Here is a 22,546-nt window from a genome sequence, read left to right as displayed (position 1 = left end):
GTTCTTGATTCTAACAGCGAAAGCGGTCTTTTTATCTTTTATCGGACAACAATGATTTACAATCACATTTTTTATTAAAATTCTAGTGTTTTTTTATTTTTTTCAAACGGCTAAAAAGGATGCTGTTTTATTCTTAGGAGTTACATCATCAAGTATGGATTTTAGAATTTTTCACACCATTCCAATACATCAATCGCAAGAGATTTTTAAAATGTTGGTAAAAGCTATCATTAATAGAGTATTTATTAATCAATGATAGTATATACTATCATTACATGTTAAATAATAATTGTACATTTGTTAGTAAATGCTCGCAAAATACTTTAAAAACCTACACAATGATGGGAAATGCTAACACAGAATGGATTCAAATGACAGATGCTGCTATTGTAAAGCAGATCGGTTTTTTTATAAAAAAAACAAGACTAAAACTCAATAAAACCCAAGAACAAGTTGCTGAAGATGCAGGGTTAAATCGTTGGACGATTAGTAAAATTGAAAACGGAGAATCCATTACATTATCCAGTTTAATACAAGTGTTGCGAGCTTTAGATGCTTTTTATGTGTTAGATGCGTTTAACGTAGTAGAAGAAATTAGTCCTTTGGCGTATGCTAAATTAAAGAAAGAACAACGTGAGCGTGCCAGTAGCAAAGTAAAAAAAGGAACAGAAAAAGAAGATGATTTAGGATGGTAGATGTAGCAGAAATAAAAATATGGGGAGAATTGGTGGGCGCTGTTCGTTGGGATACGGAGCAGCAATTAGCAAGTTTTCAATACAGCCCAACTTTTCTTAAAAAACAATGGGACATTTCGCCTATTAAAATGCCTACTTCAGAAGGTTCACGTATCTTTTCATTTCCAGAATTACGAAAAGGTAAAAATGACAGTATAGCCACTTTTAAAGGGTTGCCAGGTTTGTTAGCAGATGCATTGCCAGATCGTTATGGAAATCAATTAATAAATGTATGGTTGGCAAAAAATGGACGACCAGCAGATAGCATGAATCCTGTAGAACAACTTTGTTTTATTGGTACTAGAACTATGGGCGCTTTAGAGTTTGAACCTGCGCAAATAGCACCACAAAAAAGTTTTGATATTGAGGTAAGTAGTTTGGTAGCATCGGCTCATAAAATGTTGTCTAAGAAAGTACATTTAAATACCAATTTACATGATGATGAAAAAAAAGCATTAACCGAGGTTTTAAAAGTAGGAACTTCTGCAGGTGGTGCGCGCCCAAAAGCAGTAATTGCTTACAATGAAAAAACGGGTGCTGTAAAATCAGGGCAAACAACTGTTCCAAAAGGATTTGAGCATTGGTTGCTTAAATTAGACGGTGTTAGTGATGCGCAATTTGGTGAAACTCATGGTTGGGGTCGTGTAGAATATGCGTATTATTTGATGGCAAAAGACTGTGGTATAGATATGATGCAATGTAAGTTGTTGGAAGAAAATGGTAGAGCACATTTTATGACCAAACGTTTCGATAGAGACGGGAATACAAAACATCACATTCAAACCTGGTGTGGTTTACAGCACTATGATTATAATAATTTGTATGGGTATAGTTATGAGCAACTCTTTCAAACCATGCGATTGTTGCGATTGCCATATCCAGAAGCAGAAGAAATGTTTAGGAGAATGGTATTTAATGTTTTAGCGACTAATTATGATGACCATACAAAGAATTTTTCTTTCAGATTAAAAAAAGGGCAAAAATGGGAATTAGCGCCAGCCTATGATGTTTGTTTCTCTTACGACCCAACAAATAGTTGGGTAAGCCAACACACATTGAGTATTAATGGTAAACACAAAGAAATAACAAAAGCTGATTTAATGACGATTGCCAAGGCAAATAATATTAAAAAAGCGGATGAAATTATACGAAAAAGTAGTGAGGTGATAGCCAATTGGGAATTGTATGCTAAACAAGCTGCTGTGGCAAATCAATTAGTGAAAACTATTGGGGAAACACACTTAAAAATGATGTAAAAGGAAAGCTATTATTTAAATCGTTTAAATTAAAAACGTATTATAAATGGCTCGTATGCAATAGAAATATTAAAAAAAACCTCCTTTCCCAAGTCGCACTTCTTTTAAAACCCAAACCTAAACGATTGTTTTACCCCTTTATCCTTAGTAATTGATGGGACAATAAGCCATATAGCGTTGGCCTATCTGCACGCCATATGCTTAGTAATTGGCAATAGTTGATTCACTTTATCTTGTATGTTTTTTGTGTATCCATCCAATTTTTTTGTTTTCTTTTGAAACCACCATTATGAATCCATTTGAAATGGAATCGTTAGATAAGAATTCAGTGTTCTTAAGATAAACTTTGATAATTTGTGATTTTGAAGTTGGTTCTAGTCTTAAGTTGACATCTTCAAGTGTAGAATAGTTATTCACAGATTCACCTTTTTCGTCACTTGAATCATCTATATTAAACATCATAAAGTGTATCCAAAATAAAATAAGTACTATAGATATTCTGAAAATATGGTATTCATAATAAGGTTCAATTTTTTGATTCTTTCTCGGTCTATCTAAGATTGCATAAACATCTTCACGCAATTCTAAGGTCCTCATTTTATCTGAAAGATTGACTCCTTCCCATACTTTTCCTTTATTGTTCTTAAACTTAAAATTTTGATTCTTTAATTTGAAATAACATTTCGCTGTTAACTAGGCATCTTTACTCGCATTATGAAAACCTTTTAATTTTAGAGAATATCGTTGAGAACCAATGTAGACTTGCTTTGTTAATTCTTCAAGAGTAGGCCATTTATATCCTGGATAATCGTGTTTTTTAGGTAATCTACACATTGAAGTTGTGTTCAACATTGTACAATGTATTGTTTTACTGTTTAGATTTACATACAGGTTGTTTTTCACAAGCATTCCTTGCATTACTAGAACGTCAAACCGGGCGTTGTGTGCTATAATTATTTCGGCATTTGAATAGTCTTGTAGAAAAAGTTCAGCGACATGTTTAAATTCTACACCTTGTTCAGCAGCTTTTTTATCAGTTATTCCGTGGATTCTGGTTGATGACCTTGGTATGGGGTAATCTTGTCTAATAATAAAGCTTTCCCTTTTTATAAAACTTCCTTCAGAATCAAAAACTAACCATGCAATTTGCACTACATTGGGAAGCCTGTTTTTCTTTACTCTGTAGTCTATAATAAGTGGAAGTAGTCCTGTTGTTTCGACATCGAAAAACATATAATACCCAAAGGTCTGTTTTTTGAATTGAGGGAACGGTTTTCTGAGATCTTTATGGAGCCTCCTAATCATTATACTTCGACTAGTGGAAAACGCTATAATTATTAAAATAAGTACAATTGTTCCTTCCATTCTTTTTTATACAACTAAATTATTCCTAACGTTTAGGCTAAGAAACGTAGAGCATTTCGAAGTTTCAAACTTGTCCACAGAGACTAAGCTTGTATTGAAGCAGGAACTTGCTGAAACCACTGTCTGCCTATGTTTTTTAGCTATTATGTGTGCCCAGCATGGGCGTCTTTAATTTATCGAAAGGTAAATAATTAATCTAGAGGATGCAAGTGCCTTATGGGCAAGGGTAACGCTTTGAACCATTAGTAAGTTTCAATGGGATTATAAGATGAGCCGAAAATTTAAGAAGCGAATTCTAAAAAAATTAAGGAAATTGAACATTCATAACAAAACTTAATCTAATTTCCAAGACCTAGCATTTATGCTAAATCCTAAAATTAGGGGTTGGATAAATTATTATGGGAAAATAAAGCGTAACTCTCTAAAACCTGTTTTTTATTATCTCCATCATCCCTTTATTAAATGGATTTTGAACAAGTATAAACGCTTCAAAAGAAGTCGAGTTTTAGCCATAAAATGGTTAAGACGTATTACTAAAGATTATCCAAATATGTTTTATCATTGGGCGTTGAGTTATCAGTTAACCTAACTATTGACTGCATAATAAGAGCCTTATGAATTGAGAGGTTCACGTAAGGTCCTGTGAGAAGTTTGGGGTGAAATTCCCCTTACTTACTTAACTGCCAGTAGTTTTTATTTCGAAATTTTATATATTCCTATAATTTTAGTTCTTGGTTCAATCAGTCAACAATAGTTTATTAATTATTTAATTATTCACTAAAAAAGAACAAACTGTAATCATAGTAATTTGAAATTTATTTTTTTAGAAATTTTATTTTGAATGTTTTACGTAAAATACAAAGGCTAAAAGGATTTTTTTACGTGTTTAATTTGTATTTTTGCGTAAAAATTACAACAAGATGATTTTAAATATAAAATTAAAGAATTACCGATCTTATAAAGAGGAAGTAATTTATACTTTAGAAGCGAGTAGTTCTAAAGCTAAAGATTTTAATTATTTCGAAATTAATGATTTTAAGGTTTTAAAAACATCATTAATGTATGGAGCAAATGCATCCGGTAAATCTAATATTGTAAGAGCTTTTTTTGAATTAAGAAATCTAATTTTAAAAAAACCAGCTGTTGATGATTCTCTTTTAATTTATGATCCTTTTAAATTTAATAAGGAAACTAATACTTCTCCAGTAGAAATTGCAATTGAGTTTTTAATAGATTCTATTAAATATAAGTATGTAACTAAAATAGAACATAAAAATGTTTTAGAAGAATCTTTGTGTTATTATCCTCAAAAAAGAGAAGTTGTACTTTTTGAGAGACGCACTGAAACTGATAAAAACATACAAAAAGGATTCTTGGGTGATAAATTTGGCAAGAAAGAAATTACAGTTTTTAAAAATCAGTTATTATTATCAAAATTTGGAGTTGATGAACCTCATGAAGTAATTAGTGACGTTTATTTGTATTTTAAAAAAATGTATGTTTACAATAGCACTAATAAAATTCATTATGAATTATTAAATGATAAGGTTTCTGAAGATTTGTTAGAAAATGAATCTTTAAAATTTAAACTGGAGAAATTAATTAATTATGCTGACACAAAAATAACAGGTATCAATATTAATAAAAAAGGTAAATCTCCTGAAAGAAAAATAGACTATTTATGGAAAAAAAGTGATTTTTATATTAGTGGTGTTCATGATTTATATGATGGTAATGATTTAATAGGTTCTACTAACTTATCTTTATTAGAAGAATCGATAGGAACACAATCTTTATTTGTATTAGGTGCTAAAATTATTGAATCATTGGAAGATGGTTCTGTTCTTATAATTGATGAGTTAGACACTAGTTTACATTCATTTATAACAAAAATGATTGTAATGCTTTTTCAAGATTCAGTTATTAATAAAAATCATGCACAATTAATTTTTACAACTCATGACATTTCTCTTTTAGATAAAGATTTAATTAGAAAAGATCAAGTATGGATTACTGAAAAGAGTGAAAAAGGAGAAACTGATTTATATAGTTTACAAGATTTTGAAAATTTAAGAGAAGATACTTCTTTTGATAAATGGTATTTGTCGGGCAAATTTGGAGGTGTGCCACAAATAAAATCATTAAAAGAATTCTTTTAATTTATGTCACAAGAATTTAGAAAAACAATTTTAATTGTATGTGAAGGACAAAGATCTGAACCTGACTATTTCCATAATTTAAAAAATGAAACTCTAGAAAATAATAAAAATATTTTTATTACAATTTTACCAATTCCTAAAGAAGAACAGCTGCAAATTGATGAAGAAGTTGCTAATTTCAAATTAAGAAAAGGAGCAAAAAAAAGATCAATTAGAAAGGCTATTATACAGGAACCACTGGATTATATAATAGAAGATAAATATAAAGCTCAACCTACTTGTTATATAAGAAAGGCTCAATTAGCATATTTTGAAAAAAAATATTCGGAATTATGGGCAGTATATGATAAAGATGGACATTCAGATCATTCTAATGCATATTTATTATCCAAGAATAAAGTAGAATGTAAAAAAACTGTTAATATTGGTTTTTCATCTATATCATTTGAAGAATGGATTTTAATGCATTTTGAATATTGCACGACTTCATTTATTAAATCTCAATGTAGAGATTCTGATAAAAAAACTTTCAAATGTGGAACTTGGACTCATGAATTAGATTGCCACGGAGAAAGTTGTGTGATTGGTAAGATTATAGAAAAGAAGTATTTACCTTATACCTCGAGTAAGAACTTCGAATATAAAGATTTTTCGAAGAATGTTATGGTCGCATTTAGTAATGCATTGAAAAGTCGAATAGAGGCAGTAGATAAGGAAAGTTTTTTTAATAATAATCCTTATGTTTCAATTGATAGACTTGTTTTTAAATTAAAGCATTTTGATAAAGCTGATCATATCTGGCGATATTCAAACATAATTAAAATGAGTAGAGATGTGATAATTACTTATAATAAGATTGATAATCAATTTATTATAAATAACTCATCTACCGCTAGTTTTATTTTACAGTCAGGTAGTGTTGAGTTAATTGACTTTAATTACAATATTTTAAAATCAAATAATAGAATAGTAATTGTACCAAATCGTGAAGAAGTTATTTTACAAGTCGAGAAATCAGAATTAGATGCTTTTTCTTATGTTATCTTTAAAGTTAATAACATGGAATATAATATTTTAGATTTATCTCAATTACATAGTTTTACCTAAATTATATAAGTGTTTCATATTGATTGTTCTTTGTCTACATGATTTTTCAATTACTGGCAACATTCATATATCCTCATTACTGTTATATCGCATGTAACTATAATCGTTATTATTTTTTATATTTAAAATCTTTGTAGATATTTATAGATGTTTGTAAAAATGGTAAAATCAATTTGATTTTTCCGTTGAATTTAAAAATCCCGAAAAGTATAGAAAACTGCTATTTACAAGTTTTAAATACTAACAATCATTTTAAAAAATATTTTCTAATTATAGAATACTCAAAGTACAACGAATGTCTAAGATCTAAGATTGCGCATTCTGACGAGTTACACTCAAATGTTGGTTTTCCCCTTATTCTTAGCAATGGATCAGTCAACAAGGCATAAAGCGTTAGCTTATTGGAAGGTTATTGGTTGTAGTTTTATTTAATTCAACTTAGTTTCAAATTATTGAATTAAGGACGCGAGCCAACAATAATTTCAATGCAATTTGTTTCGAGGTCAGCTTTGAATATAATTCTACTCTTTATTTGATTTTTATTCATTATTTCATTCATGATTTTTCCAATAGAGTTTGAGTCAGAAGAACTTTCACGTATAGTTATTCCAAAACCTACACCTCCAATTATTATATCTTCCCATACTCCTTCAACTTCCCATTTCGCCTCAACAAGAATATTTTTAATTGAATTTGCAAATCTTATGGACTCTCTGTCACCTTGTATTCCTGTCAACATTACTTTAATTTTTTCAATATTTTTTAAATCATTTAGTAAGTTTTTTTTCTGTTTTAGTTCAATAATTCGTCCTTTTTGTTCGACTTCTATATTCTTTAAATCTTTTGATTGTTTTAAATGGGCAAATGCGGTAATAATTAATACGATTATAAGCACTATTACTGAAACAATATCGAGTATTGAATCATCTAAACCAGGAAAATTTAATTTTATCCATTCACGAAAAATACCTATTCCAACTAAGCCTCCTAATAATGATAAGACTAATCCAGACCAAAATCTCATTTTCTATTATTTTTTAACTCGTATTGATTTTTCCTGTCAGTTTCAAACATTATTATTTCAATCACTCTCGTTGGATATAACGGATAATCAAAATTCCTTGAAATTAAAGAGTGAATTGTTTCATAGTTCACATTTTCAGAAATTATCTTTAATCCGTCTATATATTCAAGATAATATTCAGGATTTCCAATTCCATAATCACTTTTCTTTTCCGTTAAGTATCTAAAAATTCTACTATCCCAAATTGCATAATTTTCAGGTTTTATGAAGTGTAATAATTTTGATGTACCGACTAATGAATTGTTGATGCAGTTTTTTATGATAAGAATTTCATCTTTATCTAATAAATGTCCAGATTTTACAGCATTTAGCAAAAACAAAACTTTATCTATTCGTGTTGTGTCTAAATTTATAATTGTCGGCATCCAACCATAAGCAAAATGACTTGAAATAATTAAATGATGTTTTTCTATCATTTCTATCTTTTCAAAATACTTTAAAAATTCAGGGTAAGTTTCACTATAACTATCATTTTCTGTTACAATAAAACTCTTTGCATCTTCTATAATATTTTCAAATTTCAAATTTTTTAATTTCATAGTGATTTTTGTCTGTGGTTATAGCATACAACAATCATCTATCCTCATTGCTGTTATATCGCATATAGTTATAATTGTTATTATTTTTTCTTTTTTAAATCTTTGTAAAAATAGTAAAATCAATTTGATTTTTCCGCTGAGTTTAAATATCCAGAAAAGTACAGAAAACAGCTATTTAAGAGTTTTAAATAATAGACATGGTTTAAAAAGTTGTTTTCCTTGTTTCAAAAAACTATTGCTACCTTCTCCAAAACTATTGCAATATTTGTGGCTGATCCTTTGTAAATCTATTGCAAGCCGTCGTTGACACCCTTTAAACCTATAATTTTGCTGTTATTTGCTTGTTTAAAAAAATATCGCACTTATTGCCAAACAAGTGCGATATTTATGAATGATCCGTTGTAGAATCCTATTACTTCTTGCTGCTTACAAGCTGTAAACCAATTACCGTGCTGTTATTTGCCTGTTTAAAAAAATTGAATGGTTTTTAAAATCTAAACTATAATCATCACTATAGTCTTTAGTCAGACTGGCTCCAATATCACGAAGGTATTTTGAAAGGCTGTCTAAAGATTTATGCCTTGTAATTGGTAGCATTTTGTTTTCGCTTCAAGATCGGTTAAACCGATTTTTTTTTGTAGGTAGTACATAAATGAATTACGGCAATATGTCTAAATGAATAGATGCCATAATCTATGCTAAATTTTAATTCCTTTTTTAATTTTAAAAATCGTGTTCCAAACCATGTTTTTTCTTTAAAAGCCAGTTCAATAACTTCTTTAGTGGTGTAAGTTTGTTCTTTATGACATCTATTTCTCTTCGCTGAAAAGGACTGTAACCATCTTGTAAAACACGTTCCGCAGCTATGCGAAGGTGTTTAATCGCATATTTTCTTTCTTTAAGCGTTTTATATTTATTGATCCCTTTTTTTAACCGAAATTTCTTCATCTCTCCAGTTTTAGGATTTCTGCAAGAAAACTTAACATACCAATATTTATTTAAATCTGGTACTTGTTTTCCTGCTTCATTTTTAGTTTTTAGAATTAGTGTTGTCCGATTAAAATTAGCTAAAGTATTGATAGTATTGATTTTGAAGAGCCTTTAAAGTAGTATACCTTGCTTTTAAAACCGCTTTAGAATTTATGATGTATCGAAAAATTTAAAATCATAATAATATTGTTTTTCAGTTAGTTACATTTAAGTCTTTGTTCTTTATTCTAACAGCGAAAGCGGTCTTTTTATCTTTTATCGGACAACAATGTTTTAGAATAACTATTTTAGGCTTTGTGTACAAAATATTAAATTTATTAAAGGGTGTAAAAAGCGGTACGAAAGTTTTTTTTGAGGATTTTTTTAAAGTAAATGTTTTTATTTTTTTAGCTTTAAACTACAGAAAAACAAAACATTAATTAAGTGCGCACGAGAAGATTCGAACTTCCACAAACTTGCGTTTACAGCCCCCTCAAGGCTGCGCGTCTACCAATTTCGCCACGTGCGCATTTTTATACTTGTAAAGAAAAAAGTTAAGCAGGCGCTTAACTTTTTAGTGACCGGGCTGGGGCTCGAACCCAGGACCCTCTCCTTAAAAGGGAGATGCTCTACCAACTGAGCTACCAGGTCTTAAATTAAATGAGGTGCAAATATACTACCTATAGTTTAAAATAGAAATATAAAATTGAATAAATTTTAACGATATTTGTCTAAAATAAATAATAATGAAAATTGTCTTATTAGGGTATATGGCGTCTGGTAAATCTAGTATTGGTAAAAAAATGGCTAAAAGTTTGGCAATGAATTTTATAGACTTAGATGATTACATTATAGAACATGAAAACATGTCGATTACTAATATTTTTAAGAACAAAGGAGAAATTTATTTTAGGTTGAAAGAACATCAATATTTGAAAGAAATACTTTCTCAAGACCAAAATTTTATACTTTCTTTAGGAGGAGGAACCCCATGTTATGGCAATAATATGGAAGAAATAAACAAAGAAGATACCATTTCTATCTATTTAAACGGAAGTATTGCTACGCTGGTAAAAAGATTGATCAAAAAGAAATCTAAAAGACCGTTAATAGCTTCTTTAGACAATGATCAAATTCCTGAATTTGTTGCGAAACACCTCTTTGAAAGACGTTTTTTTTACGAACAGGCAAAAATGACGATTCAAATAGACGATAAGACTAAAAGTGAAGTTGCTATAGAGTTAGAAAAGCTTTTAAACTAAATACGCTTTCGATTCATTTTCTGAAAAATCAACATGTACATGCTCTTTTATGGAGGTTGATAGTGAGACCCCTTTAAAATCTGCTTTAACAGGATATTTCTTATGATTTCTGTTCACTAATATCGCCGTTTTAAATCTTTTTAAAGGCACATTTAAAAAGTGTTTTACACCATAAATTAAGGTAGTACCAGAGTTTAAAACATCATCAACCAAAACTAAAGATTTATTTTTATATTCATGAACTTGCAAAGAAGTTGTAATTAATTCTAAAGGTTTTTTCTTATGAATATGCACCTCACAAATGATGACTTTTAAGGGAGAAATTTCTTGTAAAACTTTTACAATTTTTTCGGCAAAAATATATCCGTTACCAACAATACCTGCAATAATAACCTCTTTTTCGTTACTATTACTTTCATATATTTGGTAAGCAATTCTTTTAACCTTCTGATTAATTTGCAATGTATTTAAGATGATGTTGTTTTCTGCTATCATACGTTTTCTTCGCTATCTTCTGTGTAATCTTCTATATCTCTTCGATCTTTTTTAGTAGGTCTTCCTGTTCCTTTTTTACGATAGTAATCTTTAGCGTATTTTAAAAGTTCATTTTTGGCAAACTCCTCTTTTGGGGTAGTATCTTTTCTATAAATATCTACTAATTTTGCACCAACTCTACTTTCAGGTAAATCTAAAACTTTTATTTGATAATTAATCTGATTTTTTCTAACGATAATCAATTCATTTCCAAAAATATCTTTAGAGGGCTTAACATTTTTGCCATCCATTTTTACTTGTCCCTTTTTACAAGCGGTAGTGGCTATACTTCTTGTTTTAAAAACACGAATGCACCATAAGTATTTATCTATTCTCATAAAAAAAGTTAAAATGTATAATTTGTCTTTTTACAAAGGTATAAAAATGGTAAATTGCACGCTTAAAATTTTGAGAATAAATGGCAAAAATTAAAAATATATTTGCGGTTGCAATTGTAGCAATTTTAATGTACGCTTGCGGCGATGATAATAATTTTATAGTGAATCCTTTTGCTGATGTTAATCATATAGCTTTAGCGGTTTCTGATAACGATTCGATAGTTAAATTTTTAAAGAATCATTATTATGATACCGAGGTGGATTCAGTTAAGCCATTGGTCACTGGTAAAACTGCGATCTTTGATGATACAGAACATCTAAAAGTGATGGAGGTTACAGAAAATGCTATAGATTACAAATTATATGTTTATGTGGCTATAGAAGGAGATGCAGGCGCTGATCCTGATAAGGGGTATCCAACAAAAGTAGATTCTGTTTTTGTGAAATATGCAGGCAGAACAATGTCTGGTACATCCTTTAGTGATACCAATTTTGATAGCAATACAAGAGGACTGTGGTTTAACTTATTATCGGTAATAAAAGGTTGGTCTTATGGATACACCAATTTAAAAGGAGGTGAACTTAAAAAAGATCCAGATACGGGTGGTATTTTTAATGGTCCAATCACGTACTTAAATGGAGGAAAAGGAGTGCTTTTTATACCTTCAGGATTGGCATATCCGTCTTCTAATCCACAGAACTATACAAGTTCTTTAGTCGATACAAATTTGCTTTTTTACATTGATTTGCTAGATTTTGTTCCAGATACAGATCACGATAATGATGGAGTACCAACGATTGAAGAAGATGTTGATAATGATGGCAATCTTTTTAATGATGATACTGATTTAGATGGTTTCCCTAATTATTTTGATGTAGATGATGATGGCGATGGCGTTTTTACGGCAGATGAAGACGCTAATAATGATGGTGATCCAACAAATGATTTTAGTGATCCTAACAATCCTACATTACCAGATTATTTAAATCCTGATATTAAATAAAGTATATCTTTTTAAAAAAAATAATATAAAAACTCTTTCTATTGGAAAGAGTTTTTTGTGTTTAAGTAACAAATGAAATAAAGCTTTTATCTATTTTTCTTTATTTAAAACGGATTCTTTTAAACTTAAAAATTTAGCATTTTTCCTCTTATTTAAGTAATGTCTTAAAACGCCTCCTTTTACATTATTTACATCAAACTCAACAATAAAAGCTTCCGCATCAATACCGTTAATAATTCGATACATTTTTTTAATATCAATTCTATTAATAATAGTATGTATAATATCGAAGTCTTCCGTATGTCCTTTGCTTCCAAAACCAGAACTTCCTTTATACACGGTTAAACCAACGCCGATTTCTTCTAAAATAGCAACCTTAATTAAATCGTATTTTTTAGAAACAATAGTAACTCCTATAAAATCTTCAAAACCCTCTATAACGGTATCCGTTACTTTTGCTGCAATAATATAGGTTAGAATAGAGTAGAGGGCAACTTCAATTGATATGACAAAGGCCGTTATAGAAAATAATACAATGTTAAACAGCATAATTACTTTACCAATACTTACGCCGAATTTATCATTAATAAAAACACCGAGAATTTCTGAACCATCTAGCACAGAACCATTTCTAATCGCAATTCCAATGCCAGAACCTACTAATAATCCTCCAAAAATTGAAATTAATAATTTATCATTTGTAATGGTCTGAAAATTTTCAAAATGAATAAATAAAGCTACACCAAGTATGCTAACCATAGATTTAATTACAATGGCTTTAGAAACCGTAAAATATCCAAGAATTAAAAAAGGAATACTAATAATAACGAGTAAGTAAGACATGTTAATATCTACTTGAGTTCTTACTAATAAAGCAATACCAGTAACGCCACCATCTAAAAAACCATTGGGTAATAAAAATGCTTTTAAGCCAAGACTAGTCAATACAATTCCTATCAATATTTGAAAATATTCAGAAAAATAATTGTTAGCTTTAGTGACTCTCATTTAATTTTTTCTTTTACAAGCAAGTAGTGTGTTTTTCAAAAGCATGGCAATGGTCATGGGCCCAACTCCGCCAGGAACAGGAGTAATAAAGTCAGCTTTTTTTGAAACTTCATCAAAAGCAACATCACCCACTAAACGGTAGCCACTTTTTTTTCTAGAATCTGCTAAACGGGTAATTCCTACATCGATTATAGTAACGTGATCTTTAACCATATCTGCTTTTAAAAATTCTGGAATACCAATTGCAGCAACGATAATATCTGCTTGTAATGTAATCTCTTTTAAGTTTTTTGTTCTACTATGACACATCGTAACCGTTGCATTACCAACTTTTCTTTTTTGAGATAATAAAATACTCATTGGGCTACCAACAATATGACTTCTGCCTAAAACAACCACGTGTTTACCCGAAGTTTCAATATGGTATCGGTCTAATAATTCTAATATTCCGAAAGGAGTTGCAGAAATAAAAGTTGGCAAATTTAAAGCCATTTTACCAACATTTGTTGGATGAAATCCATCTACATCTTTATCTGGATCGATTGTCATAATTACTTTTTGCTCATCAATATGTTTTGGCAAAGGCAATTGAACAATAAAACCATCAATATCATTATCAATATTTAAAATAGCGATTTCATTCAATAATTCATCTTCAGTAATTTCTTCTGGTAATCGAATTAATGTAGATTCAAAACCAACTCTTTCACAAGCTTTTACTTTTGCATTTACATACGTAATACTTGCCCCATTATTGCCTACAATAATTGCAGCAAGATGTGGTGTGTCATATCCGTTATTTTTTAATTCTCTAACTTCTAAAGCAATTTCTTCTTTAATCTCTGCTGCAGTTTTTTTTCCGTCTAATAAAATCATTTTTCTTTTAAAATATAAATTCTGATACTATTCTTATTTAAATTTTCACAAGATGATCTATTTTAATGACTTTCTGAATTCATCTGCGTATGCTTTTTGTTTTACAAATATTGCAATGAATTATTGCATTCCTTTCATCATTTGCATCATTTTTTTACCACCACCGCCTTGCATCATCTTCATCATTTTACTCATTTGATTAAATTGCTTCATCAATTGATTTACTTCTTGAATAGAGGTTCCAGAACCTTTGGCAATTCTCTTTTTTCTACTTGCATTTATCGTTCTTGGTGTACTTCTTTCAGACGGCGTCATGGAATAAATAATAGCTTCAATTCCTTTAAAAGAATCATCATCAATATCTACGTCTTTCATCGCTTTGCCAGCTCCAGGAATCATACCCATTAAATCTTTCATGCTTCCCATCTTTTTAATTTGCTGAATCTGACTTAAAAAGTCATCGAAACCAAACTGATTTTTAGCAATTTTCTTTTGTAATTTTCTAGCTTCCTCCTCATCATATTGATCTTGGGCTCTTTCTACAAGAGAAATAACATCTCCCATTCCCAAAATTCTGTCTGCCATTCTATCAGGATGAAAAACATCAATCGCATCCATTTTTTCTCCAGTACCAATAAATTTAATTGGTTTATCGACTACAGATTTAATAGATAAAGCGGCACCACCTCTTGTATCTCCATCTAATTTGGTCAATACAACGCCATCGAAATTTAAAATGTCATTAAATGTTTTTGCCGTATTTACAGCATCTTGCCCTGTCATAGAATCTACTACGAACAAGGTTTCTTGAGGATGCACAGCTTTATGAATGTTAGAAATTTCATTCATCATTTCTGTATCTACCGCTAAACGTCCGGCGGTATCAATAATCACTACATTTTTACCAGTTGCTTTGGCATGTTTTAAAGCATTCAGAGAAATTTCAACAGGATTGTTATTACCAACTTCTGCATACACTTCTACACCAATTTGTTCTCCAACAACTTGTAATTGATTTATTGCAGCAGGTCTATAAACATCACAACCTACTAATAAAACTTGTTTTGATTTTTTAGTTTTTAGGTAGTTTGCTAATTTTCCTGAAAAAGTAGTTTTACCAGAACCCTGTAAACCAGACATTAAAATTACTGTTGGTGCGCCACTTAAATTAATACCAACCGTGTCTCCACCCATTAATTTAGTTAGTTCATCCTTTACCAATTTTACTAATAACTGCCCAGGATTTAAGGTTGTTAAAACATCCTGTCCTATAGCAGCGGTTTGCACTCTTTTAGTAAAATCTTTCGCAATTTTAAAGTTAACATCGGCATCTAAAAGAGCTCTTCTAACTTCTTTTAAAGTTTCTGCAACGTTTACCTCTGTAATTTTACCATGACCTTTTAGGGTGTGCAGGGCTTTATCTAATTTTTCGCTTAAATTGTTAAACATATTGTATCTACTTTAATTTGGAACTACAAATATAAAAATTAGAGTTCGCTTTTTAAAGATTTAATCTCTATTTAAAAATATACTGATGAAAAAGTTGAGGAAATGAATAAAAACTAGAATAAAAAAATAAAAAAGTAAGATTTTGACAAGGTTTTATACTCATTAGACTTGCAAATGATTGCTTATCAATTTGAAACTACTTTTTTCGTTGGATACCGATAAATGAATACTTATAAATAAACTGAAATTGTCAAGAAAATCATCGATGTTCCTATTAAAATTAGCACTAAAGGAATTATAAATTTCAACCATTTATCGTATCCTACTTTTATCATTGCAAGAGAAGCTAGAACCAATCCTGTTGGGTTTATAAAGTTGAATAAACCGATGCCTAAAAGATAAGCATTTACGATATGTTCTCTACCTAAAGAGACCGTATCTGCTAAAGGAGACATAATGGGCATTGTTAAAACTGCCATTCCTGATGATGAAGGAATAAAAAATGCTAATCCGCTATAAACAAACATGATAGCGTTTATAAACAGCCCTTTATTCATGCCGTCTGTAAATGAACTCGCATAATATAATAATGTATCGCTAATTAAACCATCTTCCATTAAAATAGTAACTCCTCTTGCTAATCCAATAATAAAAGCAACACTTAACAATTCACTAGCTCCTTTTATAAATGTATTTACAAAGATAGTTTCATTTATTCTACATAAAAATCCTATGAGAACTGCACCCACAAAGAAAACTCCTGTCATTTCTAAGAACCACCAATCTAAACTAATCACCCCATAAACCATGACAACAAAGCATAAAGCAAAAATAAAAAGCACTAATTTTAAACGAAAATTAAAATGGATGGTTTCTGATGATTCTTGAAAGGTAAATATTTTCTCGATACTTTCTTTCTGATCAAAAATAATAGATTTTGAAGGATCTTTTTTTACCTTTTGTGCATATCTTATAATATATAAAATACAAATAATTAAACTTATGAACAGCATTATAATTCTTCCTTCAATTCCTGTTGTCCAACTAATACCCGCAGAATTAGAAGCAATTATGGTGCTAAACGGATTTGTTGTAGATATCATTGTACCGATACTAGTACCCACATATATAGAGGCTAAAGCAACGAGCGCATCATATTTTGCAGCGATAAAAATAGGAACTAAAATAGGGTAGAAGGCAATCGTCTCTTCTCCCAAACCAAAAGAAGTGCCACCTAATGCAATTAAAGAAGTTACCGCAATAATTAGAATATATTCTTTACCCTCTAAAAGTTTAGAAAGTCTGGTAATTCCTGCTTCAAAAGCACCTGTGAAATTTACAATAGCAACGAGTCCTCCAATAAATAAAACGAGAATAATAATATCAGCAACTGCTATAATTCCTTTTAAAGGCGATAAAATTAGTTCAATAACTCCTTGTGGCTTCGCTTCTAATTTTTGATACGTTCCAGGAATACTGATAGCTTTGTAAATAGCGCCAGAAGTAAATTTTTCTAAAGGAATATTAACCTGTAAATCGTCTAATGTTTTTTGCGTAGCCTCTAAAACAACAGAATGCTCTTTATCTGTTTTTAAAAAAGAGTTATTTTCTTCATTATAGGCTAATCTTTCATATTGCCCAGAGGGGATGCACCAAGTTAAAACGGAAACAAAAGTAGCTATTATCAGTAAAACCGTTTGTGCACTCGGAAATTTCATCTTTTTCATCTTTAAAATCGTTTTAAATTTTTAAAGATACTCTTTTAAAGGAGATCCGCTAATTTATTTATCCTCCACAAATTTCATTGCAGCTCCATTAATACAATGACGTTTTCCGGTCGTTTTTTTAGGACCATCATCAAAAGAGTGACCTAAATGACCACCACAAGTATTGCATTTTAACTCCGTTCTTGCATAGCCAATTTTATAATCTACATCTAATGCTACATTTTCTTTTATAGCTCTATCAAATGAAGGCCATCCAGAACCTGAATCATATTTATGTTCAGATTTATATAAAGGGGTTTCACAAGCGGCACAAACAAAAGTTCCTTTTTTCTTGTTATTATTAAACTCACTTGAAAAAGGTCTTTCTGTTCCTGCTTCACGCAAAACAGTATACTGCAAAGGAGAAAGTAATTTTTTCCATTCAGCCTCTGTTTTTACAATTTTATAGGTTTTTTTTTCTTTTGATGTATCTTGTGCGTTTCCTGCGCAGCTAATCATTAGTACTAAAATTAAAATACTTGCTATTTTTTTCATGTGTTTTGTTTTATAAAGTGAACTATTTTTTGGGTTGTATTTTTATCCCGAAGAATTTTTGTATGTCCTAAGCCAGTGGTAATATCTAGTTTTCCATTCTCTAAATGTTGACGAATATTTAGAGCACAACTTACAAAAACATCTCCATCTTTGGTATCATGAATTACCAAAACGGGTATTTTTACTTTTTTAGCAACTTCATTAGTGTCATAATACATTAGATTTATATTCCATTTCTTTTCTAAAGAATCAATTAATTTTTGTCCAAAAATAGCATCTAACCCTAAATTATTCGCAAAATTAAGTAAAATATCGGCAACTTTATCTCCAGAACCTATGGTTACCAGACATTTAAAAAGCACTAAATTTGCTTGGGCGTTCATAATTGCCATTGCACCAAAAGAATGACCAACAGCAGCTTCAAAAGGGCCATATTCTTTACAAATACTTTTAATGGTTTCTATATATTCTAATAAGTTCGTTGTTTTTCCTGTTGATTTTCCGTGAGCAGGCGCATCAAAAGAAATGACCATAAACCCATTTTCTAAAAGAGTATTGGCAATCATAAAAAGTTGAGTGCTTCTGCCTGCCCAGCCATGAACTAACAAAACTTTTTTATCTGAAAATCCATAAGACAAAACATGAATATCTTTTTTGATGGATGCAACATGATGCAACTTTTTTTGAGAAGCATCTTCCATTCCTAATTCTCTTTTGGGAGTTTTATAATCAATAGGTGTTGTGAATAGTTTTGCTGCAAGATATAAAGCGAACCTTTCTGAAATTAAATAGATTATTTTAAACACCCATTTAACCGTCTTTGGAATCCGTATACTTGGGGGTAAAATCTTGCGTTTAGAGAAAAATAGCATTAATGAGAATTATTTTTTTGGTACCCATAGAATATGTAATTTTATAGCAATTAATATTCCATTTAGTAAGTGACTAAATTACAGGTTTAGTGTCTTACAATGAGAATCAAAAAGTTAAAAAAAATGAAAAAAATTATAGTTTTAGTAGTAGCCGTTTTTCTTTTTTCTGAATGCAGTACAGTGCCAATTACAGGAAGAAAACGTGTTAATTTTGTAAGTGATGCTCAAGTTTTGCCAGCAAGTTTTGCGCAATACCAGGGCTTTTTGAAAGAAAACAAGCTTTCGACGAATAGAGAAATGACCAATCAGGTAAAGGAAGTTGGTAAAAATATAGCAGCGGCAGTAGATCGTTTTATGCGCGCAAATAATATGCAAGCGGAAGCAGATGCTTATAAATGGGAGTTTAATTTGATAGAGGATAAAACAGTAAATGCTTGGTGTTTGCCTGGAGGTAAGGTTGTTTTTTATACAGGTATCATGCCTATTTGTGCCAATGTAAACGGAGTTGCCGCCGTTATGGGGCATGAAGTAGCTCATGCGTTTGCAAAACACGGACAAGAAAGAATGTCTCAAGGACAACTGCAGCAAATTGGTGGTTTGGCTGTTGCTTTAGGTACTTCTGGAGAAAGTACAAAGACCCAGCAAATTTGGAACACAGCTTTTGGTGTTACTTCTGGTTTAGGAGTTTTAAAATTTAGCAGAGTTCATGAACAAGAGGCGGATAGACTAGGACTTGTTTTTATGCTTATGGCAGGTTATGACGGAAGAGAAGCTGCAGAAGTTTGGGTAAGAATGAGTCAAACCTCTAAAGGTGGTTCTCAACCAGAAATTTTAAGTACACACCCTTCGAATGAATCTAGAATTCAAGATTTAAAAAATTATTTGCCAACTGCTAAAAAATATGCAGCAACATATAACGCAAAAGGAAATTTGTAAATGAAAAACTAGACCTAACATAAGTTTTCATATATTTAGCCGTTCAAAAAAATAATTTTGAATGGCTTTTTTATAAAATAGATATATGTTAAAAATTGGAGACAAAAAATTGATAAATGCTTGGGCTTTTTATGATTGGGCAAACTCTGTGTATTCTTTAGTGATTAGTACTGCTGTTTTTCCTATATATTATGCCGGTTTAACAACTTCAGAAGGGTTCGCAAATGCTGATAATAAAATAGAATTTTTAGGATTATTATGGAATTCTACTTCTTTGTATAATTATGCTTTAGCTTTTTCATTTTTAGTGGTTTCCTTAATGTCCCCAATGTTATCTGGTATTGCAGATTATGCTGGTAACAAAAAGAAATTTTTAAAAGGTTTTTGCCTCTTAGGGTCTATCTCTGTCATGTGTTTATTCTTTTTTACAGGTAAAGAAACGCTTTGGGTCGGTATTTTATTTACAATTTTAGCCAGTATCGGGTTTTGGGGGAGTATTGTTTTTTACAATGCATATTTACCAGAAATTGCACATCCAGGACAGCAAGATAATGTGAGTGCAAAAGGATTTATGATGGGGTATTCAGGCTCTATAATTTTACTGCTTATTTGTTTGGTGCTTATAGAAACTGAAGTTTTTGGTTTTTTTGACAAACAATTTGGCTCTCAGCTTTCTTTTGTTTTAGTTGGTATTTGGTGGTTGGGTTTTGCCCAAATTACCTACGCAAAATTGCCAAACACAGAAAAAGTATCGCTACCAAAAGACAATTATTTTATCAAAGGTCTTAGAGAAATTAAAAAAGTAGCCAATGAATTATTTGCTTACAAAGAACTTAAAATATTTTTGATTTCTTTTTTTCTTTTGAGTATTGGTGTTCAGACGATTATTTTAATGGCGGGTATTTTCGGAACAATACTTGGCTTGCCTACTTTAAATCTATTAGGAACTATTTTATTAGTTCAGTTTGTAGGTATTTTGGGAGCTTTTCTTTTTTCAAGACTTTCTAACAAAATAGGGAATATTAAAACTTTAAAAATAGCCATTGTAATATGGGGTTTGGTTTGTTTTATTGGTTTTAATTTAACCAAAGATACTCCTAACATAGATATTTATTTTTACGTTTTAGGGGCTTTAATTGGCTTGGTCATGGGCGCTATTCAATCTTTAGCAAGGTCTACGTATTCAAAATTATTACCTAAAACAAAAGACCATGCATCTTATTTTAGTTTTTTTGATGTTACAGAAAAAATAGCTTTGGTTGTAGGAATGGTGACCTTTGGACTGTTAACTTCTTTTTTTACAATTCAAACGAGTGTTTTAGCTTTAGGTATTTTCTTTTTAGGTGCTTTTATATCATTGAGCAGTATCAAAAAAACTAAATATGTACAGTAGCTTATTTTGAAAATATTTCTTGCAAATAATCTTTTTCTATTTGCAAAACAAAGGCAATTAAAATTTCTTGATCTTTTTGAGTTAACGTATTCAGCAGTTCTTCTCCTTTAGAAATAGTTTCTAAAGCTAAAGTTAAACCTATAATTTCTTTTTTAGAGAATATTTTAGGTTTCTTCTTCATTTTTAAAATTAAAAAGCAAATGATTTCTTTAATCTTCTCAACCAATTCTTTATCATAAATAATATTGAAAAAATTTTCAGTGTTTTTCATAAATTCTTCAATTTCGTGGTAAGGCAAAAGTTGAATTAATTTACTTATTTTTTTGGTTGTAAAAGGGGGCGTGCTATTTTCTTGAGCGGCTATTAGTACAATAGCATTTTCAAATTTTGTGGCTCCTCTAAAAGATTTCATCGCTTTTAAACCCGCATTAAATATTTTGGGAAGATGCCTGCCATGGGTAAAAAGTAATTTTAAGGATTCTAATACTAAATTTAATAACTTTTGAGGGTTTTTTATAAAGTCGTCTAAAGTGCTAAATGCCTCATCTAATTCAGCTCTTTTTTCTAAATTAGGATAGATATACGTTAAAAAATAAGTTTTTATATCATTTACTACTTTTTCATTGATAGTTTTTGGAAAATCATATTTTTCTTTTAAATCTTTGTATTCATACCTTTCTGCAATTAAATTTCTGTAACCAAGAATTATATCATTTAAAAGAAGTTCTTTAGACATATTTAAAAATTTTGTTTGAAATGTAATAAGAATTATTCAGTTTATAAAAATAAAAAAGCAGCTAAAGAAATAGCTGCTTTTTAGTAGAATAAAAAACTTGTTTATTGCACTGTAATGTTAAAAGTTACTTCAGCATCTGTGCTTCCGCCTGCGTCTGCAGAAGAGCCATTATTAGGTTTTGTTGGTTCGTGCTTTAAAATAATGGTTAAAGTTCCTGAACCAGCATTGCCTGTGGTTACTATGGTTTCTATTCCTATTGGATTTCCATTTACATCAGCATCACTTTTAGTAATTGATAAACCACTCAATGAAGTTGCATAGAAAAACTCATGTTCGTCTCCTTCTGCTTCAACTTCCGCAGTAATATTATCTGCCGGAGATTCAGTTTCATTTAATAATTGAATTGACCCTGTATATGTAGTATTTGCAGTTAATGGTGTAGAAACATTAAAAGTTGCATCATCAATACTTCCACCCGTTAAATCTTTAAATTCTAAGGTAACAATATCAGTATCACTGGTTAAAGTGTAGGTAACTGTTGTAATTAATTCTTCTTCATGGTCATGATCATCATGGTCGTGATCATCAGAGCAACTAGAAATTGAGATGCTTGAAATAAATAATATTGCGACTAATTTAATTGTATTTAAAGTTTTCATAATTT

23 protein-coding genes, 2 tRNA genes and 1 pseudogene are annotated in these 22,546 nt (G+C 30.3%); 9 read left to right on the top strand and 17 right to left on the bottom strand.

Annotated elements, in window-relative coordinates; translation table 11 throughout:
* Positions 1 to 338: 338 nt before the first annotated feature.
* Together K8354_RS07265 and K8354_RS07260 are read left to right on the top strand one after the other, a co-directional pair.
* On the top strand, positions 339 to 695 hold the full coding sequence (locus K8354_RS07265) for a helix-turn-helix domain-containing protein (RefSeq protein ID WP_223446795.1): 357 nt from the start codon (positions 339 to 341) through the stop codon (positions 693 to 695).
* A complete protein-coding gene (locus tag K8354_RS07260; RefSeq protein WP_223446793.1) occupies positions 689 to 1,990 on the top strand; it encodes a type II toxin-antitoxin system HipA family toxin in 1,302 nt (433 codons plus the stop codon). The genes K8354_RS07265 and K8354_RS07260 overlap by 7 nt, the downstream gene beginning before the upstream one ends.
* 228 nt (positions 1,991 to 2,218) lie before the next feature.
* Here the strand turns inward: K8354_RS07260 and K8354_RS07255 are convergent, their stop codons facing one another.
* Together K8354_RS07255 and K8354_RS07250 are read right to left on the bottom strand one after the other, a co-directional pair.
* The gene (locus K8354_RS07255; protein WP_223446791.1) at positions 2,219 to 2,587 is read right to left on the bottom strand and encodes a hypothetical protein; all 369 of its coding nucleotides are present in this window, start codon (positions 2,585 to 2,587) and stop codon (positions 2,219 to 2,221) included.
* 96 nt (positions 2,588 to 2,683) lie between these two features.
* The gene (locus tag K8354_RS07250; protein WP_223446789.1) at positions 2,684 to 3,355 is read right to left on the bottom strand and encodes a 3'-5' exonuclease; all 672 of its coding nucleotides are present in this window, start codon (positions 3,353 to 3,355) and stop codon (positions 2,684 to 2,686) included.
* 355 nt (positions 3,356 to 3,710) lie between these two features.
* Here K8354_RS07250 and K8354_RS07245 point away from each other — a divergent pair.
* From K8354_RS07245 to K8354_RS07235, 3 genes and pseudogenes are all read left to right on the top strand, one after another.
* Positions 3,711 to 3,944, top strand: a pseudogene (locus K8354_RS07245) (group II intron maturase-specific domain-containing protein); the annotation flags it as partial.
* Positions 3,945 to 4,275: 331 nt separating this feature from the next.
* Complete coding sequence (locus K8354_RS07240; RefSeq protein WP_223446785.1) at positions 4,276 to 5,514, top strand: AAA family ATPase; 1,239 nt, start codon at positions 4,276 to 4,278, stop codon at positions 5,512 to 5,514.
* Positions 5,515 to 5,517: 3 nt separating this feature from the next.
* Positions 5,518 to 6,621, top strand: coding sequence for an RloB family protein (locus K8354_RS07235; protein WP_223446783.1), 1,104 nt, complete (start codon positions 5,518 to 5,520; stop codon positions 6,619 to 6,621).
* Between the two features lie 457 nt (positions 6,622 to 7,078).
* Here the strand turns inward: K8354_RS07235 and K8354_RS07230 are convergent, their stop codons facing one another.
* The 5 genes from K8354_RS07230 to K8354_RS07210 all read right to left on the bottom strand — a co-directional run bounded on the left by K8354_RS07230 (position 7,079) and on the right by K8354_RS07210 (position 9,864).
* Positions 7,079 to 7,645, bottom strand: coding sequence for a hypothetical protein (locus K8354_RS07230; RefSeq protein ID WP_223446781.1), 567 nt, complete (start codon positions 7,643 to 7,645; stop codon positions 7,079 to 7,081).
* The gene (locus tag K8354_RS07225; RefSeq protein WP_223446779.1) at positions 7,642 to 8,244 is read right to left on the bottom strand and encodes a hypothetical protein; all 603 of its coding nucleotides are present in this window, start codon (positions 8,242 to 8,244) and stop codon (positions 7,642 to 7,644) included. The genes K8354_RS07230 and K8354_RS07225 overlap by 4 nt, the downstream gene beginning before the upstream one ends.
* A 723-nt stretch (positions 8,245 to 8,967) precedes the next feature.
* Positions 8,968 to 9,192 carry a hypothetical protein gene (locus tag K8354_RS07220; protein ID WP_223446777.1) on the bottom strand — a complete coding sequence of 75 codons (225 nt, stop codon included), beginning with the start codon at positions 9,190 to 9,192 and terminating at the stop codon, positions 8,968 to 8,970.
* A gap of 466 nt (positions 9,193 to 9,658) precedes the next feature.
* Positions 9,659 to 9,742 (bottom strand) — tRNA-Leu (locus tag K8354_RS07215).
* Positions 9,743 to 9,791: 49 nt separating this feature from the next.
* Positions 9,792 to 9,864: transfer RNA gene (locus K8354_RS07210), tRNA-Lys, on the bottom strand.
* A gap of 95 nt (positions 9,865 to 9,959) precedes the next feature.
* On the opposite strand from K8354_RS07210, the gene K8354_RS07205 reads away from it, so the two are divergent.
* Positions 9,960 to 10,475: a shikimate kinase gene (locus K8354_RS07205; RefSeq protein ID WP_223446775.1), complete on the top strand. Its 516-nt coding sequence runs from the start codon at positions 9,960 to 9,962 to the stop codon at positions 10,473 to 10,475.
* Here the strand turns inward: K8354_RS07205 and K8354_RS07200 are convergent.
* Entirely contained in the window at positions 10,467 to 10,970 is a 504-nt protein-coding gene (locus K8354_RS07200) for a phosphoribosyltransferase family protein (RefSeq protein ID WP_223446773.1), read from the bottom strand. The two genes, K8354_RS07205 and K8354_RS07200, sit on opposite strands and share 9 nt — an antisense overlap.
* Positions 10,967 to 11,347 (bottom strand): RNA-binding S4 domain-containing protein, encoded by a 381-nt coding sequence (locus K8354_RS07195; RefSeq protein WP_223446750.1) that lies wholly within the window; start codon positions 11,345 to 11,347, stop codon positions 10,967 to 10,969. The genes K8354_RS07200 and K8354_RS07195 overlap by 4 nt, the downstream gene beginning before the upstream one ends.
* Before the next feature lie 80 nt (positions 11,348 to 11,427).
* Here K8354_RS07195 and K8354_RS07190 point away from each other — a divergent pair, with 80 nt between their 5' ends.
* Positions 11,428 to 12,351 (top strand): FKBP-type peptidyl-prolyl cis-trans isomerase, encoded by a 924-nt coding sequence (locus tag K8354_RS07190; RefSeq protein WP_223446748.1) that lies wholly within the window; start codon positions 11,428 to 11,430, stop codon positions 12,349 to 12,351.
* 90 nt (positions 12,352 to 12,441) lie between these two features.
* On the opposite strand, the gene K8354_RS07185 is transcribed toward K8354_RS07190, so the two are convergent.
* The 6 genes from K8354_RS07185 to K8354_RS07160 form a co-directional block, all read right to left on the bottom strand.
* Positions 12,442 to 13,359 carry a YitT family protein gene (locus K8354_RS07185; protein WP_223446746.1) on the bottom strand — a complete coding sequence of 306 codons (918 nt, stop codon included), beginning with the start codon at positions 13,357 to 13,359 and terminating at the stop codon, positions 12,442 to 12,444.
* A complete protein-coding gene (folD, locus tag K8354_RS07180; protein ID WP_223446744.1) occupies positions 13,360 to 14,235 on the bottom strand; it encodes a bifunctional methylenetetrahydrofolate dehydrogenase/methenyltetrahydrofolate cyclohydrolase FolD in 876 nt (291 codons plus the stop codon).
* Between the two features lie 120 nt (positions 14,236 to 14,355).
* Positions 14,356 to 15,684: a signal recognition particle protein gene (gene ffh / locus K8354_RS07175; protein ID WP_223446742.1), complete on the bottom strand. Its 1,329-nt coding sequence runs from the start codon at positions 15,682 to 15,684 to the stop codon at positions 14,356 to 14,358.
* A gap of 230 nt (positions 15,685 to 15,914) precedes the next feature.
* Positions 15,915 to 17,411 carry a YfcC family protein gene (locus tag K8354_RS07170; protein ID WP_223446740.1) on the bottom strand — a complete coding sequence of 499 codons (1,497 nt, stop codon included), beginning with the start codon at positions 17,409 to 17,411 and terminating at the stop codon, positions 15,915 to 15,917.
* Positions 17,412 to 17,465: 54 nt separating this feature from the next.
* Positions 17,466 to 17,945, bottom strand: a complete 480-nt coding sequence (gene msrB, locus K8354_RS07165) for a peptide-methionine (R)-S-oxide reductase MsrB (protein WP_223446737.1) — start codon at positions 17,943 to 17,945, stop codon at positions 17,466 to 17,468.
* Positions 17,942 to 18,751, bottom strand: coding sequence for an alpha/beta fold hydrolase (locus K8354_RS07160; protein ID WP_223446734.1), 810 nt, complete (start codon positions 18,749 to 18,751; stop codon positions 17,942 to 17,944). The genes msrB and K8354_RS07160 overlap by 4 nt, the downstream gene beginning before the upstream one ends.
* Positions 18,752 to 18,940: 189 nt before the next feature.
* On the opposite strand from K8354_RS07160, the gene K8354_RS07155 reads away from it, so the two are divergent.
* Both K8354_RS07155 and K8354_RS07150 read left to right on the top strand, forming a co-directional pair.
* The gene (locus K8354_RS07155; protein ID WP_223446732.1) at positions 18,941 to 19,753 is read left to right on the top strand and encodes a M48 family metallopeptidase; all 813 of its coding nucleotides are present in this window, start codon (positions 18,941 to 18,943) and stop codon (positions 19,751 to 19,753) included.
* A gap of 85 nt (positions 19,754 to 19,838) precedes the next feature.
* Positions 19,839 to 21,146, top strand: a complete 1,308-nt coding sequence (locus tag K8354_RS07150; protein WP_223446730.1) for an MFS transporter — start codon at positions 19,839 to 19,841, stop codon at positions 21,144 to 21,146.
* 1 nt (position 21,147) lies between these two features.
* Here the strand turns inward: K8354_RS07150 and K8354_RS07145 are convergent, their stop codons facing one another.
* Together K8354_RS07145 and K8354_RS07140 are read right to left on the bottom strand one after the other, a co-directional pair.
* Entirely contained in the window at positions 21,148 to 21,882 is a 735-nt protein-coding gene (locus K8354_RS07145; protein WP_223446728.1) for a hypothetical protein, read from the bottom strand.
* Positions 21,883 to 21,983: 101 nt separating this feature from the next.
* A complete protein-coding gene (locus tag K8354_RS07140) occupies positions 21,984 to 22,541 on the bottom strand; it encodes a type 1 periplasmic binding fold superfamily protein (protein WP_223446726.1) in 558 nt (185 codons plus the stop codon).
* Positions 22,542 to 22,546 lie beyond the last annotated feature (5 nt).

The organism is Polaribacter litorisediminis, assembly GCF_019968605.1.
Classification (GTDB): domain Bacteria; phylum Bacteroidota; class Bacteroidia; order Flavobacteriales; family Flavobacteriaceae; genus Polaribacter; species Polaribacter litorisediminis.
Note: the sequence above shows the minus strand (reverse complement) of the source record. Positions and strands in the feature narration are given on the sequence as shown.